The 14693-nt window shown below is 74.3% G+C and carries 13 protein-coding genes; 5 read left to right on the top strand and 8 right to left on the bottom strand.

All coding sequences use genetic code 11. The features are described 5' to 3' along the window. Positions 1-251: 251 nt before the first annotated feature. Positions 252-992, bottom strand: a complete 741-nt coding sequence (locus tag ACFYX4_RS27680) for a GntR family transcriptional regulator (RefSeq protein ID WP_389339017.1) — start codon at positions 990-992, stop codon at positions 252-254. A 257-nt stretch (positions 993-1249) separates the two neighbouring features. On the opposite strand from ACFYX4_RS27680, the gene ACFYX4_RS27675 reads away from it, so the two are divergent. Next, positions 1250-2107: a (2Fe-2S)-binding protein gene (locus ACFYX4_RS27675; protein WP_389338943.1), complete on the top strand. Its 858-nt coding sequence runs from the start codon at positions 1250-1252 to the stop codon at positions 2105-2107. A gap of 299 nt (positions 2108-2406) precedes the next feature. Beyond that, positions 2407-3456, top strand: coding sequence for a DUF2637 domain-containing protein (locus ACFYX4_RS27670; RefSeq protein WP_389338941.1), 1050 nt, complete (start codon positions 2407-2409; stop codon positions 3454-3456). 124 nt (positions 3457-3580) lie between these two features. On the opposite strand, the gene ACFYX4_RS27665 is transcribed toward ACFYX4_RS27670, so the two are convergent. Next, the gene (locus ACFYX4_RS27665; RefSeq protein ID WP_389338939.1) at positions 3581-4072 is read right to left on the bottom strand and encodes an ATP-binding protein; all 492 of its coding nucleotides are present in this window, start codon (positions 4070-4072) and stop codon (positions 3581-3583) included. A 692-nt stretch (positions 4073-4764) separates the two neighbouring features. Here ACFYX4_RS27665 and ACFYX4_RS27660 point away from each other — a divergent pair. Further along, a complete protein-coding gene (locus ACFYX4_RS27660) occupies positions 4765-4920 on the top strand; it encodes a hypothetical protein (RefSeq protein ID WP_389338936.1) in 156 nt (51 codons plus the stop codon). A gap of 151 nt (positions 4921-5071) precedes the next feature. On the opposite strand, the gene ACFYX4_RS27655 is transcribed toward ACFYX4_RS27660, so the two are convergent. Next, positions 5072-5701, bottom strand: a complete 630-nt coding sequence (locus ACFYX4_RS27655; RefSeq protein WP_389338933.1) for a hypothetical protein — start codon at positions 5699-5701, stop codon at positions 5072-5074. Positions 5702-5916: 215 nt separating this feature from the next. On the opposite strand from ACFYX4_RS27655, the gene ACFYX4_RS27650 reads away from it, so the two are divergent. Beyond that, positions 5917-7278, top strand: a complete 1362-nt coding sequence (locus ACFYX4_RS27650) for a helix-turn-helix domain-containing protein (protein WP_389338930.1) — start codon at positions 5917-5919, stop codon at positions 7276-7278. Between the two features lie 10 nt (positions 7279-7288). On the opposite strand, the gene ACFYX4_RS27645 is transcribed toward ACFYX4_RS27650, so the two are convergent. After that, positions 7289-9031 carry a pyruvate dehydrogenase gene (locus ACFYX4_RS27645; RefSeq protein WP_389338927.1) on the bottom strand — a complete coding sequence of 581 codons (1743 nt, stop codon included), beginning with the start codon at positions 9029-9031 and terminating at the stop codon, positions 7289-7291. A gap of 87 nt (positions 9032-9118) precedes the next feature. Then, positions 9119-10750 carry a protein phosphatase 2C domain-containing protein gene (locus ACFYX4_RS27640; RefSeq protein ID WP_389338924.1) on the bottom strand — a complete coding sequence of 544 codons (1632 nt, stop codon included), beginning with the start codon at positions 10748-10750 and terminating at the stop codon, positions 9119-9121. 154 nt (positions 10751-10904) lie between these two features. On the opposite strand from ACFYX4_RS27640, the gene ACFYX4_RS27635 reads away from it, so the two are divergent. Further along, on the top strand, positions 10905-11387 hold the full coding sequence (locus tag ACFYX4_RS27635) for a DUF456 domain-containing protein (protein WP_389338921.1): 483 nt from the start codon (positions 10905-10907) through the stop codon (positions 11385-11387). Here ACFYX4_RS27635 and ACFYX4_RS27630 read toward each other — a convergent pair. The 3 genes from ACFYX4_RS27630 to rsgA all read right to left on the bottom strand — a co-directional run bounded on the left by ACFYX4_RS27630 (position 11350) and on the right by rsgA (position 14546). Next, positions 11350-11871 carry a methylated-DNA--[protein]-cysteine S-methyltransferase gene (locus ACFYX4_RS27630; protein WP_389338918.1) on the bottom strand — a complete coding sequence of 174 codons (522 nt, stop codon included), beginning with the start codon at positions 11869-11871 and terminating at the stop codon, positions 11350-11352. The genes ACFYX4_RS27635 and ACFYX4_RS27630 overlap by 38 nt on opposite strands. After that, positions 11858-13351, bottom strand: coding sequence for a bifunctional transcriptional activator/DNA repair enzyme AdaA (locus ACFYX4_RS27625; protein WP_389338915.1), 1494 nt, complete (start codon positions 13349-13351; stop codon positions 11858-11860). Before ACFYX4_RS27625 ends, ACFYX4_RS27630 begins: the two co-directional genes overlap by 14 nt. Positions 13352-13427: 76 nt before the next feature. Continuing rightward, complete coding sequence (gene rsgA / locus ACFYX4_RS27620; protein WP_389338912.1) at positions 13428-14546, bottom strand: ribosome small subunit-dependent GTPase A; 1119 nt, start codon at positions 14544-14546, stop codon at positions 13428-13430. Between the last annotated feature and the right edge of the window lie 147 nt (positions 14547-14693).

The raw sequence follows: 14693 nt of genomic DNA, 5'->3' as shown, positions 1-14693 counted from the left end.
AGACCACGCCCGGCACCCCCCAGCCAGTCCGGCGCTTGAGGACGAGGCCGTTCAGGCCGATCGGGGGTCTGGGGGCGGAGCTCCCAGGGCCGGAGGGACCGGGCCCGCACCCTCCAGACCACGCCCGGCACCCCCAGCCCGTCCGGCGTTTGAGGACGAGGCCGTTCAGGCCGATCGGGGGTCTGGGGGCGGAGCCCCCAGGGACCGGTGGGGGGCGAGGTCCGTGTTCGGGCGTCGGAGACGGGGGTGGGTCAGGCCGCGCCGGCGAAGTGTTCGCGGACCAGCCGCTGGACGACGTCCAAGTCCCCCGCCCCCAACGCCTCCAGCAACGCCATGTGCTCCGCCGCGTCCGCCACCAGGTCCGCCCGTCCACGGGCCGCCGGGCCGCCGCCGACCAGCGGCCACTGCGACCGCCGGTGCAGTTCCTCCGCGATGCCGACCAACTGCTCGTTGCCGCACAGCCCCAGCACCGCGCGATGGAAGACGCGGTCGGACTCCGCGTACGTCGCACGGCAGCCGGAGGTCGCCGCGCGGGCGGTCGCCTCGGCGAGCGGGCGCAGTTCCGCCCAGCGCTCGGCGGGGACCGTACGGGCGAGCCGCAGCATGACCGGCACCTCGATCAGCGCGCGCACCTCGGCCAGTTCGGCCAGTTCCCGCGCCCCCCGGACGATCACCCGGAACCCCCGGTTGGGCACGACCTCCACCGCGCCCTCCAGCGCGAGCTGCTGCATCGCCTCGCGGACCGGCGTCGCGGAGACGCCGAAGCGCTCACCGAGGGCCGGCGCCGAGTACACCTCGCCCGGCGTGAGCTCCCCGCCGACGAGCGCGGTGCGCAGGGCGTCGAGGATCTGCCCGCGCACGGAGGCCCGCTGCACGACGGCACGAGGACGCGGCAACGGCGCCTCGCCGTGCGTGTGCTCCCCCCGCACGGCACCGACACCGGCACCAGCACCGACACCGGCACCGGACGCGCCACCGCCCCCGCCGCCCAGGCCCGACCTGACCGCCCCGCCCGGCACCCGTTCCGTCCGCGACTGCGCCGGCACCCGGGGGACGCCCGTCCCGGCAAAGCCCTGGGTGCTCCGCTCCACGGTGTCCTCCTCCGGACGTGTCGGTACTTGGGGTCATTACGGCTGGTTGTTACTCGTCCGTCAAGAACCATAGGCCTACTGGTCGCCAGTTCAAATCCCGAACATAATCGGTAAGGTAAGGCTTACCTCTCAGCCCCTCAGTATTCGGTGGTCCCGGTATGCCCGTACGCCCGTCGGCCATGTCCGCCGTGGCGGACGCGTACGCCCGCCTCACCGAGGCGTTTCCCGGCCTCGTCGTCACGGAACTGCATGACGGCGACCCGGCCCCGCGAGGCGGCGGCTGGGTCGCGGCGGCCGAACTCGCGGAGGGCGGAGCGGCCCTGGAGGCCTTCCTCGCCTGGGACGACGAGCAGGTCGTACGTGACTACGGCCACAGGGCGCGCCCGGACGTCGTCGCGAGCTTCGGACTGCACCGCTACTCCTGGCCCGCCTGTCTGCTGATCACGGTCCCGTGGTTCCTGCACCGCCGGGTCCCCCGCTTCCCCGTGACGCACGTCTCCTACGACCGCACCGGCGCCGGCATGCGGATGGCCGTCCGCGCGCCCGCCTCGTTCGCCTGTCTGCCCGGCGACCCGGCGGCGGCGCTGCCCGGCGCCCGGGTGGTCGCGGACGAGGAGGTGCTGCGCGCCGAGGTGCGGGCCGCGGTGGCCGAGCACCACGAGCCGATCCTCGCCGGCTTCGGCCCACGGGCGCGCCGCCGCGGCCGGGCCCTGTGGGGCATGGTGACGGACGAGATCGTCGAGGGGCTGTGGTGGGTCGCCGAACTGCTCGGCGAGGGCGAGAAGGAGCGCGCGCGGCACGAGCTGGAGCTGCTGCTGCCGGGCACCACCCGGCCGTACGTCGGCTCGGCGGCGTTCCGCGAACTGGTCGGCCCCGCGGGCGAGTCGCTGCCCACCCGGGACCGGGCGAGCTGCTGCATGTTCTACACCGTGCGACCCGAGGACACCTGCGCCACCTGCCCCCGCACCTGCGACGCGGACCGCGTCTCCAAACTGACTGCCGCCGCCGCGAGTTGATACACCCTCAGGTCGGTCTGCGGACCCGCGTGCCGTAGGCTCGTCCGGCACACGGCTCCCGCCCCCGAGGCAATTCACAACTTCCTCACCGGGCACGGGAACTTTCCGTGGAACCACCCGTACGGGTAGTCTTATTCGAACTCAACTCCCGCCCCTCATGCGGCAGTTCGAGCAGAATGTCGCCTTGGGCAATCCCTTGCACCTCCTTGGCGGCCTCTTGCCCCGAAACCCCCTGAGGGCGGACGGGAGTGGGCCACTATGGCGGGCGTCACGCCCTATCCCAATGCAAGGGACCCCAGATGAGACTGACCGACATATCGCTGAACTGGCTGCTTCCGGGCGCCGTCTTGCTCCTGGGCATGCTGGCGGCGGTGGCGGTGCTCGCGCGCGGCAAGCGCTCCTCCGGGGAGAACGCGAGCGCGGACGATTCATGGGAACGCAGCGAGGAGCGCCGCAGGCGCAAGGAGGCCATATACGGCACCGCCTCCTATGTGCTGCTGTTCTGCTGTGCGGCGGTGGCCGCCGCGCTCTCCTTCCACGGACTGGTCGGCTTCGGCCGGCAGAACCTCAACCTGTCCGGCGGCTGGGAGTACCTGGTGCCGTTCGGCCTGGACGGGGCGGCGATGTTCTGCTCCGTGCTCGCGGTGCGCGAGGCCAGCCACGGTGACGCGGCGCTCGGCTCCCGGATACTCGTGTGGACGTTCGCGGGCGCGGCTGCCTGGTTCAACTGGGTGCACGCGCCCCGGGGTCTGGGCCACGACGGCGCACCGCACTTCTTCGCCGGCATGTCCCTGTCGGCGGCGGTCCTCTTCGACCGGGCGCTGAAGCAGACCCGCCGCGCCGCGCTGCGCGAGCAGGGCCTGGTGCCGCGTCCGCTGCCGCAGATCCGCGTCGTGCGCTGGCTGCGGGCTCCCCGTGAGACCTACAGGGCGTGGTCGCTGATGCTGCTGGAGGGCGTGCGCACCCTGGACGAGGCGGTCGACGAGGTCCGTGAGGACAAGCGCCAGAAGGAAGCGGCCCGAATGCGCCGCCGTGAGCAGCAGCGCGTGGAGCGCGCCCAGTTGAAGGCGATCAGCCGGGGGCACCGCGGCTTCCCGGGCCGAGGCGGGCGTCAGGTGGAGACCCAGGCGACCCTGGAACGGGCCACCGCCGAGCGGGTTTCCGCGGAGCCTGCCATAGCGAACGCGCCGGAGCAGCTGCCCGTGCGTACGCGGCCCTCCCTTCAGCCCGTCCGCCAGAGCTCTGACCCGATCACCGTCGACCTCACCGCCGAGGACGACACCATGGCGCTGCCGCGCCTGGACTCCCTGGAGCGCAAGCTCAAGGAGATGGAGCAGCAGTTCGGCTGACGTCACGCGGCACGGGATGCGGCTGACGCCACGCGGTACCGGAAGGGGGCGCGACCACTGTGGTCGCGCCCCCTTCCGTCGTCCGTCGCCGGCGGTGTGCCCGTCGTGTGCCCCTGGTGTCGGATCAGGCGGCCACGGCGGCCAGTTCGAACCACACCACTTTCCCCACGCCGTGCGCGCGCACTCCCCAGGCGTCCGCGAGGGACTGCACCAGGATCAGGCCCCGCCCGTGCGTGCCGTCGCCGGCCGCGGCGGCCAGGGTGCGCGGCTGCGGGCGGCGGGCCACGAAGTCCCGTACCTCGACCCGCAGTCCGGCCGGTCCGACGGTGGCCGTCAGGACCGCGTCGTGATCGGTGTGGACGAGCGCGTTGGTGACGAGCTCGCTGGTGAGCAGTTCCGCTATGTCCGACCGTCCGGGCTTCCCCCAGTGCCGCAACAGCTCGCGCAGCGCCCGGCGCGTCTCGGGCACGGCCCGTAAGTCCGCCCGTCCGAGCCTGCGCCGTAACTGGGACGCCTGCGGCCGCCCGTCGCCGCCGTCCGCCTTGTCCTCCCCCGTCCGCGTCGCCGCCGAGGTGTCCGCGATCGTCGAACCGCTGCCTCGTGCCTGCCTTTTCATGACCCCCGCCCGCGTGCCGATGTCGGTTTCCCTCCTGCTCGAACACGTTCACGGGGATGCTTGCCCGATCGACACCGCGCCAGTCATGTCGAATCATCAACGACCATGTGTTCGGCCAGAGTTGAACGGCCTTCCGGACCTGTCACCGGGGCCCGCGGGGCTGTTCGGGCGCTCTGTCACCGTCGTCCGGGCCTCGGAGGGACCGCCGGACGGGTCGCCGGGCGCGGCGGACGGGCCCCGGTGACGGCGTGCCCGGAGCGCCTGTCGAGGCGGGTCGCGCGTCGGGGGCGGGACGGGGCGCGGGTGCCGCCGGTCCCGTGCGAGCAGCACGTGCCGGGTGAGCCGCCGCCCGGGGACACGGCCCCCGACCGGCGTCGCACACGGAAAGCCCAGGCCGACACGGACGGCAAACGGTTGCGGAAGCGGATACGGCGATACGGCGATACGCAGACTGTCCGCCGCCGGACCTGTGCCGGGTCGGACTCGGGCCGCCGCAGGCGGGCCCCACCGGAAACGGCGCGGTCACCCCGCCGGGGGCGCACACCCGCGCGATCGGTTGCCGCCGGTCGCCGCTCCCGAGGGGGGAGGTGAGCCGGTGCAACCGCTCTCCCCCACGGTCACCGCGCCGACCGCGTGGGATCCGCTCGACTGCGGATGCCCGTCTGCCGATCCGGCCGTACGCGGAAGCAGGGGTGGGGCGCTTCCCGCTGGACGTCGGCTCGACACCGGCGGTCCTCGCCCGGGGCGCGCGCGTGCCGCTGCCCGAGACGCCCGCCGCCCCCCGCCCGAGCGCGCCCGGCGGCACCGCGCACCGGCCTCCCGCCCCGCGGCTCACGAAGTTGGCCTGAATCCGGCGGTCGCCCACCCCGGGAACGGCGGTCGCCCGTCCCGGGAACGGCGGTCCGCGCCGCGCGCAGGCGAACGACGCGGGGCCGCCGCCCTCCCGACCCCCGTGGCGGGAGGGGCGGCGGCCCCGTCTTTCCGGTGGTGGTCGTCGGGTCAGTGGAGCTTGTGGACGGCCTTGGCGGTCGTCTTCTTGAAGGCCTTCACCGGCGCGTCGCCGAAGTCGCCCAGCTGCCCCCAGCTCACGACCGTCACGGTCCTGCCGTCACGGCCCACGGAGAGGAGGCGGATGTCGTTCGCGCCCCAGGAGGTCTCGGTGTGCAGGCCGTAGATGTGCGCGCCCTCCTCGACGGGCAGCGTCCCGTAGTCCTTGAGAGTGGCGTCGGTCTCCGGGTCGGCCTGCTCGATCGACTTGGCGCAGGACCGGATGTCCTTGCCGACCCGCGAGGCCAGCCCCTTGGCGGCGGCGGTGTCCTTCAGGACGACGGTGATCTGCCGGGCGCCCGTGTCCAGGTCGGTCCGGAAGTCACGGTGCCAGGAGGCGGCGTGGCCCGGCAGCGCCTTGCCCAGGCAGCTGTCGAACTCCACGTCCTCCGGCACCCCACGGGTGACCTTGCCGGCCGTCCAGGACGACGAGGGGTGCGGCGGCAGCTCCGCCGCCGAGAGGAAGCCGGGCGCTTTCGGGGCCGCGGCCGCCGGGACGGCGAGCACGGTGCCGAGAGCGAGACCGGCGGCGGCGAGTGCGGTGAGAGCGGTGAGCGTTCCCGCTCGGGTGGGCTCGGGCATGGGTGTCCCCCGTGAGTCGATGCATGGGTGTGGAAGGCGTCGCCGGGCGGCGGATGGTCGTTCGGCCCTGTCCGGCGGCGACGACACGAGCATCGGCGGCCGGCGGGGCCGACGGCAAGCTCCGAGGTCCGTTCGGCGGGCATGGAACCATCCCAGGCCGTCTGACGTGCAGGTATATGAGTGCCTGGGATGCGGTTCGGACGGACGGGGGCAGGGTGTCGGCAGCACAGGACGACGTCGAGGGTTTCGCGGCACTGCTGACGGAGCTGAAGGCGCGCACACAGCGGAGCTACGGCTCCCTGGCGCGCCGCCTCGGCATGAACACCTCCACGCTGCACCGCTACTGCGCCGGGGACGCCGTACCGCAGGACTTCGCGCCCGTCGAACGGCTGGCCGAGTTCTGCGGGGCGTCGCCGCAGGAACGCCTGGAACTGCACCGGCGCTGGCTCCTGGCGGTGGAGGCACGGCAACGGCCGCGCGCCGCCCCCTCCGGGGAGGCAGCGGAGTCGGACGGCGAGGGCACACCGGTACTACGGGTATTACGGGAAGCCCCGGACACCCTCGGCGCACCCGTCGCCGTCGGCGGCGAATCCGCTCCCCTCCCGTCGTCCCCCGGCCGCCCCTGGTACCGCCGTCGTCGCCCCGCCCTTCTCGCCTCCGTCGCCTGCGCGGTCCTCGCCACCGTCGGCGCGCTCTCCGCGCTCCCCGCCGGCGATCCCCCGTCCTCCGACGCCGCGCGCCGCCCCTCAGCCGCCGCACCGCCCAACCGGACGACTGCCCCGGCGGGCGCGCGCCCCGCCCCCGCGCCGTCCGTCTCCCCCTCACCGGGCGCCACCTCGGCCGCCCCCACCATCGAGGGCAAATCCGCGGCCACGGGCGGCGGCACAGGCACCGGCCCGAGCACCGGCGCGGGCGCGGGTCCCAGCACGACCACCGCCGGCCCCACCGCCCCCACCGCCCCCGTCCCCCTCACCTGGACCGTCGACTCCCAGGTCTGGGCGCTCGGTTGCGGTCACGACTACGTCGTGTCCGAGCCGCCCGCGCGGGTTCCGCCGCCCCCGGCCGCGCAGGACGCGGGCGTGTGGGCGGCGGCGCAGGGCGCGGTGCACGGGCGGGAGACCAACGTGGAGATCGCGGTGCAGGGTCGCGGCTCCACGGCCGTCGTCCTGACGGCGCTGCGCGTCCGGGTGGTCGGCCGCGCCGACCCCGCGCCCGGCAACGCCTACTCCATGGACCAGGGCTGCGGCAGCTCGCTCACCCCCCGCTCCTTCGCCGTCGACCTCGACAAGGACCGTCCGATCGCCCGCGCGGTCCCCGGCAACGACGCGGGCACGCCGATCCCGGCGGTCCGCATGCCCTACCGGGTGTCCGCCGACGACCCGGAGGTCCTGCTGGTCACCGCGCGGACGGCGGCCTGCGACTGCTCCTGGTACCTGGAACTCGACTGGTCGTCCCAGGGCCGCACCGGCACGGTCCGCGTCGACGACCACGGCCGCCCGTTCCGCACCAGGAGCATCACGGGCCTGCCGCGCTACACGTACGACACCTCCGCCCGCCACTGGAGCCCCTACAGCTAGACCAAGTCCCTTACGGACGAGGCATGTTGCGCAGGTTGGAGCGGGCCATCTGAAGCATGCGGCCGACGCCGCCGTCCAGCACGATCTTCGACGCGGACAGCGCGAACCCGGTCACCATCTCGGCGCTGATCTTCGGCGGGATGGACAGCGCGTTGGGGTCGGTGACGACGTCGACGAGGGCCGGTCCCTTGTGCTTGAACGCCGACTTCAGGGCCCCGGCGAGGTCCTTCGGCTTCTCCACGCGCACCCCGTAGGCGCCGCAGGCGCGGGCGACGGCGGCGAAGTCGGGGTTCTTGTTGGCGGTGCCGTGCGAGGGCAGTCCGGCGACCAGCATCTCCAACTCCACCATGCCGAGCGAGGAGTTGTTGAAGAGGACGACCTTCACCGGCAGGTCGTACTGGACGAGGGTGAGGAAGTCGCCCATGAGCATGGAGAACCCGCCGTCGCCCGACATCGACACGACCTGCCGTTCCCGGTCGGTGAATTGAGCGCCGATCGCCATGGGCAGCGCGTTCGCCATGGAGCCGTGGGAGAACGAACCGATGACCCGGCGGCGGCCGTTGGGCGTGATGTAGCGGGCGGCCCAGACGTTGCACATCCCGGTGTCGACGGTGAACACGGCGTCCTCGTCGGCCATTTCGTCCAGGACGGACGCCACGTACTCGGGGTGGATCGGGACGTGCTTCTCCACCTTGCGGGTGTACGCCTTCACGACGCCTTCGAGCGCGTCGGCGTGCTTCTTCAGCATCTTGTCGAGGAAGCGCCGGTTCGTCTTCTCCTGCACGCGCGGGATGAGACAGCGCAGCGTCTCCCGGGTGTCGCCCCAGACGGCGAGGTCCAGCTTCGAGCGGCGGCCGAGGCGTTCGGGGCGTACGTCGACCTGCGCGATCTGCACGTCGTCGGGGAGGAAGGCGTTGTACGGGAAGTCGGTGCCGAGGAGGATCAGCAGATCGCACTCGTGAGTGGCCTCGTAGGCGGCGCCGTAGCCGAGGAGACCGCTCATACCCACGTCGTACGGGTTGTCGTACTGGATCCACTCCTTGCCGCGCAGGGCGTGTCCCACCGGGGACTTGACTTTCGCGGCGAACTCCATGACCTCGGCGTGCGCGCCGGCGGTGCCGCTGCCGCAGAACAAGGTGACCTTGTCGGCGGCGTCGATCATGCGGACCAGCTGGTCGATCTCGGCGTCGCCGGGGCGGACGGTGGGCCGGGTGGTGACGAGGGCGGTCTCCAGGGGCTTGTCGGGGGCGGGTTCGGCGGCGATGTCGCCGGGCAGCGAGACGACGCTGACGCCGCTGCGTCCGACGGCGTTCTGGATGGCCGTCTGGAGGAGCCTCGGCATCTGCTTGGGGCTGGAGATCAGCTCGCTGTAGTGGCTGCACTCCTGGAAGAGGCGGTCGGGGTGGGTCTCCTGGAAGTAGCCCAGGCCGATCTCGCTGGAGGGGATCTGGGAGGCGAGGGCGAGGACGGGCGCCATGGAGCGGTGGGCGTCGTAGAGGCCGTTGATGAGGTGCAGGTTCCCGGGACCGCAGGAGCCGGCGCAGGCCGCGAGTTTTCCGGTGATCTGGGCTTCGGCGCCCGCGGCGAAGGCGGCGGTCTCCTCGTGCCGCACGTGCACCCAGTCGATGGCGGCGTTGCGGCGGACCGCGTCCACCACGGGGTTCAGGCTGTCGCCGACGACGCCGTAGAGGCGTCTGACTCCGGCGCGGACGAGGATGTCGACGAACTGCTCGGCAACGTTCTGTTTGGCCATGACGCTCTCATGCCCCTTCGGTCCCCGTGCATCGGTGTACATCGGTCTCGGATCCCCGCGGGTTCCATGAAGTCACAGCGAGCGCCGTCATGCCTCCCAAACGGCGGCGGCCGTACGGTCGTCCGCGTACCCCTTGACCCGGATCTGGGTGTCGGCGAGGAAGGCGGCGAGGCCGGGCGGGGCGGGCTCGGACCAGCGTTCGGTGAGGTGGGCGGGGAGTCCGGGTTCGCCGCGGAGGGGTTCGGCCAGACCGGCGGTGCACATCAGCAGGGTGTCACCCGGGCGGGCTACGGAGGCTCGGAACCGGAAGGGCTCGTACGCCGCCGGCTCCGCCTCGGGGTCGTACGGGTCCCGTGGGTCCTGCGGGCCCGTGATCCCCAGGTCCATGGTCAGGCGGTCGCCCTCGGGCGTCTCGGCCGGCGGGGACCCGAAGCCGACGACGGCCTCGCCGGTCAGCTCGCCGGGCTGCGGCTCGATGTCCTGCCACCTTCCGTCCCGCAGCCGGAACAGTCCTCCGGGGCCGACCCCGAAGAAGACCCGGGTACGGCACTCGGGGTCGGCGGGCAGGAGGAGGCAGCGCAGGCCGGCCGCGTACTCCTCAGGTCGTAGGCCCTGTTCGGCGGCGCTGGCGCGGAGCCGGCCGAGGCTGCGGTCGGTGAGACGGTGCAGGCCCGACTTGAGGTCGCCGCGGCGAGCGGCCCTGATGTCCTCCGTGAGTCTTACGTGACTGCGTCCCACGGCGCGCCCGATCCAGCGGCACACCTCGGCGGCGGCCAGGTGCGCCCCCGCCGTCGCCCGCGCGCCGGTCGCCATCGCGACGAGGACGAGGGCGTGCTCGCCGCTGCCGAACCGGGCGGTGAGCAGCGCGTCGCGGCGCGGCTCACCCCGGTACCGCGCGGAGTCCCCCCGCACGGACGCGGCCCGCAGCGTGCAGGCCCCGTACCGGGCCCCGTCCAGCACCGTGTCCGGCACCAGCCCCTCGAGCGCATCCGCCTCGGCGACGGGCAACGCGGTCGGCTCGGCGTCGTAGGTGGGCGCCCGGGAGCCGACGTAGGGGGTGGGGGCGGGCCGGGGGGTGAGCGGCGGAGCTCCGACGGCCCCGGGCGGCTCCGACGGCGGGGGCGGGACGAGCGGGGGTGCGGTGTGGGGTGGGACGGGGGCAGGGGCAGGGGCAGGGGCGGGTGCGGGTGCGGGGATGGCGGCGGCAGGCGGGCCGGTCGGGACCGGTGGGATGCGCGGGGGCGGTGCGGAGGCGGGTGGGGCCGTGGCGGGAGCGGGCGGGGCCGTGGCGGAGGCGGGCGGGGCCGTGGCGGGAGCGGGCGGGGCCGTGGCGGGAGCGGGCGGGGCCGTGGCGGGGGCGGGTGGGGCGGGGCCGTCGGGTGGGGGTGGGGTGCGTGGGTCCTGGTGTTCCGGGGGCGGTGGTGCGGTGGCGCGCGGGCGTTGCGATGGCGTGCGGCCGGCGGGCGCGCCGCCCTGGGCTCGCCGCTCGTCGAAGCCCGGCGGCAGCGGCCCGGACGGCGACGAGGCGGCGGGCGCGGGAGAGGCGTCGGCCTCCCCCTCCCCCGCGCCCTCGGAGCGCACCGTCTCCGCCGCCGAGGCGAAGCGGTCCTCCAGTGAGTCGGCGGCGGGCGCGGGGCCGGTGTCGTCGGTGGTGTCGTCGTACAACTCCCCCCACCAGTCGTCCTCGTGACCGGTGGGCCTTCCCCCTTGCTGGCTCATGCCCCTGATTGTCCACCGCACGGGCCGGATGAAAACGGGGCATCAGGAAAATCCGTCACGGCCGGGCCCCACGCCCTTGCCCTCGTGCCGCACACGCACGGACGCGGCCCCGCCCTGGCCTGCGGGCTGCACCGGAGTCCGGCACGCTGGGCAGATGGAGGCGTGGGAACTCCTGCTGGTCGGGCTGGTCATCCTGCTCGGCCTGTGCGGAGTGCTGCTGCCGGGTGTGCCGGGTTCGTGGCTGGTGTGGGCCGCGGTCCTGTGGTGGGCGCTGAAGGACCCGGAGCCGGTCGCCTGGGCGGTGCTGGTGGGCTCGACGATCGTGCTGTTCCTGTCCCAGGTGGTGCGCTGGGCCCTGCCCCCGCGCCGGCTGCGCGTGAGCGACGCCACCCGCCACATGGCGCTGTACGCGGGCTCCGGCGCGTTCCTCGGTTTCTTCCTCGTGCCCGTCCTCGGCGCGATCCTGGGCTTCGTCGGCGGCGTCTACCTCGCCGAACGCCTCCGTCTCGGCCGCTCCGACGCGGCGCGGGCGTCCCTGCGCACGGTGATGCGCGCGGGCGGCACCAGCATCCTCACCGAACTGTTCACCTGCCTGCTGATCATGGGCGCGTGGATGGGGGCGGTGGTGTGGGGCTAGGCCACGGCGTCAGCGACCCCTCCAGCGTCAGCAGCCGCACCTTGCGTTCCAGGCCGCCCGCGTAACCGGTCAGGGAGCCGTTCGCGCCGATGACGCGGTGGCAGGGGCGCACGACCAGCAGCGGATTGGCGCCGATGGCCCCGCCGACGGCGCGGACCGCGGCCCGGGGCGCCCCGACGCGGGCGGCGATCTCGCCGTACGTCGTCGTGGAGCCGTAGGGCACGGAGTCGAGGGCGGCCCACACCCGCTCGCGGAACGCGGTGCCCTCGGCCCGTGTCTCCAGCCGGAACTCCGTCAGATCCCCGGCGAAGTAGGCGGCGAGCTGCTCCTCGGCCGCGCGGAACGGGCCGTCGTCGCGCCGCCACCCGTCGAGGACGCTCCGCCCGCCCTTCTGCCCCGGCACGGACACCGAGGTCAGCACCCCGTCCGGCCCGGCGGTGAGCAGCAGGGGCCCGAGTGGGCTGTCGACGCTAGTCCAGTACACGGTGGTCCTCCGCGATTCGCAGGTGGTGCAGGGCGTACGTCCGCCAGGGACGCCAGGTGTCGGGGACGGCGACGCCGGGCGGCGCGACGTCGGGGTCGCCGAGGGCGCGGGCCCGGATCCGCGCGACGGCCGCGCCGTCGAGGCCGGGCAGGGCGAGCAGCGCCTCCTGGGCGTCGTCGCGGTCGACGCCCGCGTCCAGCCGTACGGCGTCGTCGGCGAGCGCGGCGGCGAGGGTCCCCGCGGGCGTTCCCGCGAGGCCGGGGGCGTCCGCCAGGGCCGCCGGTTCGGGGAAGAGGTGGGTGAGGGGGCCGCTGGGCGCGTCCAGGGTCTTGCCGTGCGCGCGGACCAGGCGTTCCGTCGCCGCCCGGCCCAGCAGCGCCCGCAGCGCGTACTCCTCCGGGTCGGCCGCCCCCGGCGCGCGCAGTCCGGGGCGGGCGGCGACGAACGGGGCGAGCCGGGGGTCCGCGCCGAGCCGCTCGTCGACGGCGTACGGGTCGGCGTCGAGGTCGAACAGCCGCCGCAGCCGCTGCACGGCGGTGGTCAGGTCGCGCGGGTCGGTCAGACGCAGCCGCGCGTCGAGCCAGCCGCCGGGGTGGACGGCGTCGCCGGGCGCGGACCCGGTCCGCTCCTCGACGGCGGCGATGCCGGTGCCGTACGGGAGGCGGAGCGTCCGGCGGTACGTCCGTGCGCCCGCCGGGCCGCTCACCTCCTCGGTCCCGGCGACGGCCTCCCGGGCGAGCAGGTCGAACACGGCACGCGCGTGGTAGGGGCCCCGGTGGGCGAGCCGCAGCGGGATGCCCGCGCCCGGGGCGGCCGTACGGCCCGTGCGGGGCGCGGCGCTCCGCAGCCCGGTCGGCGTCGCCGCGTACACGGCGCGGACGGTGTCGTTGAACTGCCGCACGCTCGCGAACCCGGCCGCGAAGGCGACCTCGGTGACCGGCAGGCCGGTCGTCTGGAGCAGCACGCGCGCGGTGTGCGCCCGTTGCGCCCGCGCGAGCGCGACGGGGCCCGCCCCGAGTTCGGCGGTGAGCTGCCGCTGCACCTGCCGGGCGCTGTAGCCGAGGCGGGCGGCGAGCCCGGCGACGCCCTCCCGGTCGACGACCCCGTCGCCGATCAGCCGCATGGCGCGGCCCACGACGTCGGCGCGGACGTTCCAGTCGGGCGAGCCGGGACCGGCGTCCGGCCGGCACCGCCGGCAGGCCCGGAAGCCCGAGCCCTGCGCGGCGGCGGCCGTCGCGAAGAACCGCACGTTGCGCCGCTTCGGCGTGACGGCGGGGCAGCTGGGCCGGCAGTAGATGCCGGTCGTCTCGACGGCGAAGAAGAACGCGCCGTCGAAACGGGCGTCCCGACTGCGGACGGCCTCGTACCGGGTGTCCGAGTCCCGGGTGCCCGAGTCCCGGGTGTCCGAATCAGGGGTGTCCGGGTCGCGCGTCTCCGCCTCGCGAGTGTCGCGGGTATCGCGGGTGTCCTCGTACGTCACGGGTCACAGTCTTCGCCCGTGACGCGCGGACCGCTAGCGGGAATCGGACATGACGCTCACCCCTGCTCACCCCTGCTCACCCCTCCCACTCCCCCCGCTTCGCCCGCGCCGCCGCCCGGCCCGTCGCCTGCTTGCGCTGGTAGTCCTTGCGGAGCCCGGCCCGGAACCGGGCGTCGGACTTGGCGACGATCCACCGGTTCTCCCGGACCAGCTTGCGGTAGCTGTCCAGCCGCCGGACCGCCAGTTCGCCGCTGTCGACGGCGGCCAGCACCGCGCACCCGGGCTCGGCCTCGTGGGCGCAGTCCTGGAACCGGCAGCGCGGGGCGAGCTCCTCGATCTCGGAGAAGACCCGGCCGACCCCGTGCCCGGCGTCCCACAGCCCGACGCCGCGCAGCCCCGGGGTGTCGATCAGCACGCCGCCGTCGGGCAGCGGCAGCAGATTGCGGGTGGTCGTGGTGTGCCGGCCCTTGCCGTCCATGTCGCGCGTGGCCCGCACGTCCATGACGTCCTCGCCGGCCAGCGCGTTGGCGAGGGTGGACTTGCCCGCGCCGGAGGCGCCGAGCAGCGCGGTGGTGCCCCGGCCGAGGAGCGCGGCGAGCTCCTCCACGCCCTCCCCCTTCCGCGCGCTGACGGTCAGCACGGGCACGCCGGGCGCGGTGCGCACGACGTCCTCGACGAGGTGCGCCAGCACGTCCGCGTCGGGCACCAGATCGGCCTTGGAGAGCACGACGACGGGCTGGGCGCCGGACTCCCAGGCCAGCGCCAGGAACCGTTCGACCCGCCCGAGGTCCAGTTCGACCGCCAGCGACAGGGCGACGACCGCGTGGTCGACGTTGGCCGCGAGGATCTGCCCCTCCGACCGCTTGGAGGAGGTGGACCGTACGAAGGCGGTACGGCGCGGCAGGTACGCGCGTGCGTAGCGGGGGCTGCCGCCGGGGTCGACGGCGACCCAGTCGCCGGTGCAGACGACCCGCAGGGGGTCGTGCGGGGTGACGAAGGCGGTGTCCGCGCGGATCACGCCGTCGCCGGTGACGACGTCGCACTGCCCGCGGTCGACCCGGACGACCCGGCCGGGCAGCAGACCCTGCTCGGCGTACGGGGCGAATTCGACGGCCCAGCCGTCGTCCCACCCGTAGGGGGCGAGAGCATGCTGAGCATCAGCAGCAGAAGACGTGTTGAGCGAAGCGTTGAACAAGGGGAACCCTTCACAGGGTGGCCCCGGCGGCGCGCTCGGCGCGCGGAAGATCTGTGGGTGTCAGCCGGAGACCACAGGGGTGGAAACGATGATGAACTCCTGAATGCGGGCAGCGCCCGTCACCGTGACAGTCATCAATGTCCTCAC

The sequence above is a fragment of the Streptomyces sp. NPDC002328 genome (genome assembly GCF_042890065.1).
Lineage (GTDB): Bacteria > Actinomycetota > Actinomycetes > Streptomycetales > Streptomycetaceae > Streptomyces.
This window is presented reverse-complemented; position numbering and strand designations above follow the sequence as displayed.

Bases quoted from the DNA above. Each gene is read 5' to 3' on its own strand.
- ACFYX4_RS27675 (WP_389338943.1), top strand. From the start codon at position 1,250: ATGCCCGTACGCCCGTCGGCCATGTCCGCCGTGGCGGACGCGTACGCC.
- ACFYX4_RS27670 (WP_389338941.1), top strand. From the start codon at position 2,407: ATGAGACTGACCGACATATCGCTGAACTGGCTGCTTCCGGGCGCCGTC.
- ACFYX4_RS27665 (WP_389338939.1), bottom strand. From the start codon at position 4,072: ATGAAAAGGCAGGCACGAGGCAGCGGTTCGACGATCGCGGACACCTCG.
- ACFYX4_RS27655 (WP_389338933.1), bottom strand. From the start codon at position 5,701: ATGCCCGAGCCCACCCGAGCGGGAACGCTCACCGCTCTCACCGCACTC.
- ACFYX4_RS27645 (WP_389338927.1), bottom strand. From the start codon at position 9,031: ATGGCCAAACAGAACGTTGCCGAGCAGTTCGTCGACATCCTCGTCCGC.
- ACFYX4_RS27640 (WP_389338924.1), bottom strand. From the start codon at position 10,750: ATGAGCCAGCAAGGGGGAAGGCCCACCGGTCACGAGGACGACTGGTGG.
- ACFYX4_RS27635 (WP_389338921.1), top strand. From the start codon at position 10,905: ATGGAGGCGTGGGAACTCCTGCTGGTCGGGCTGGTCATCCTGCTCGGC.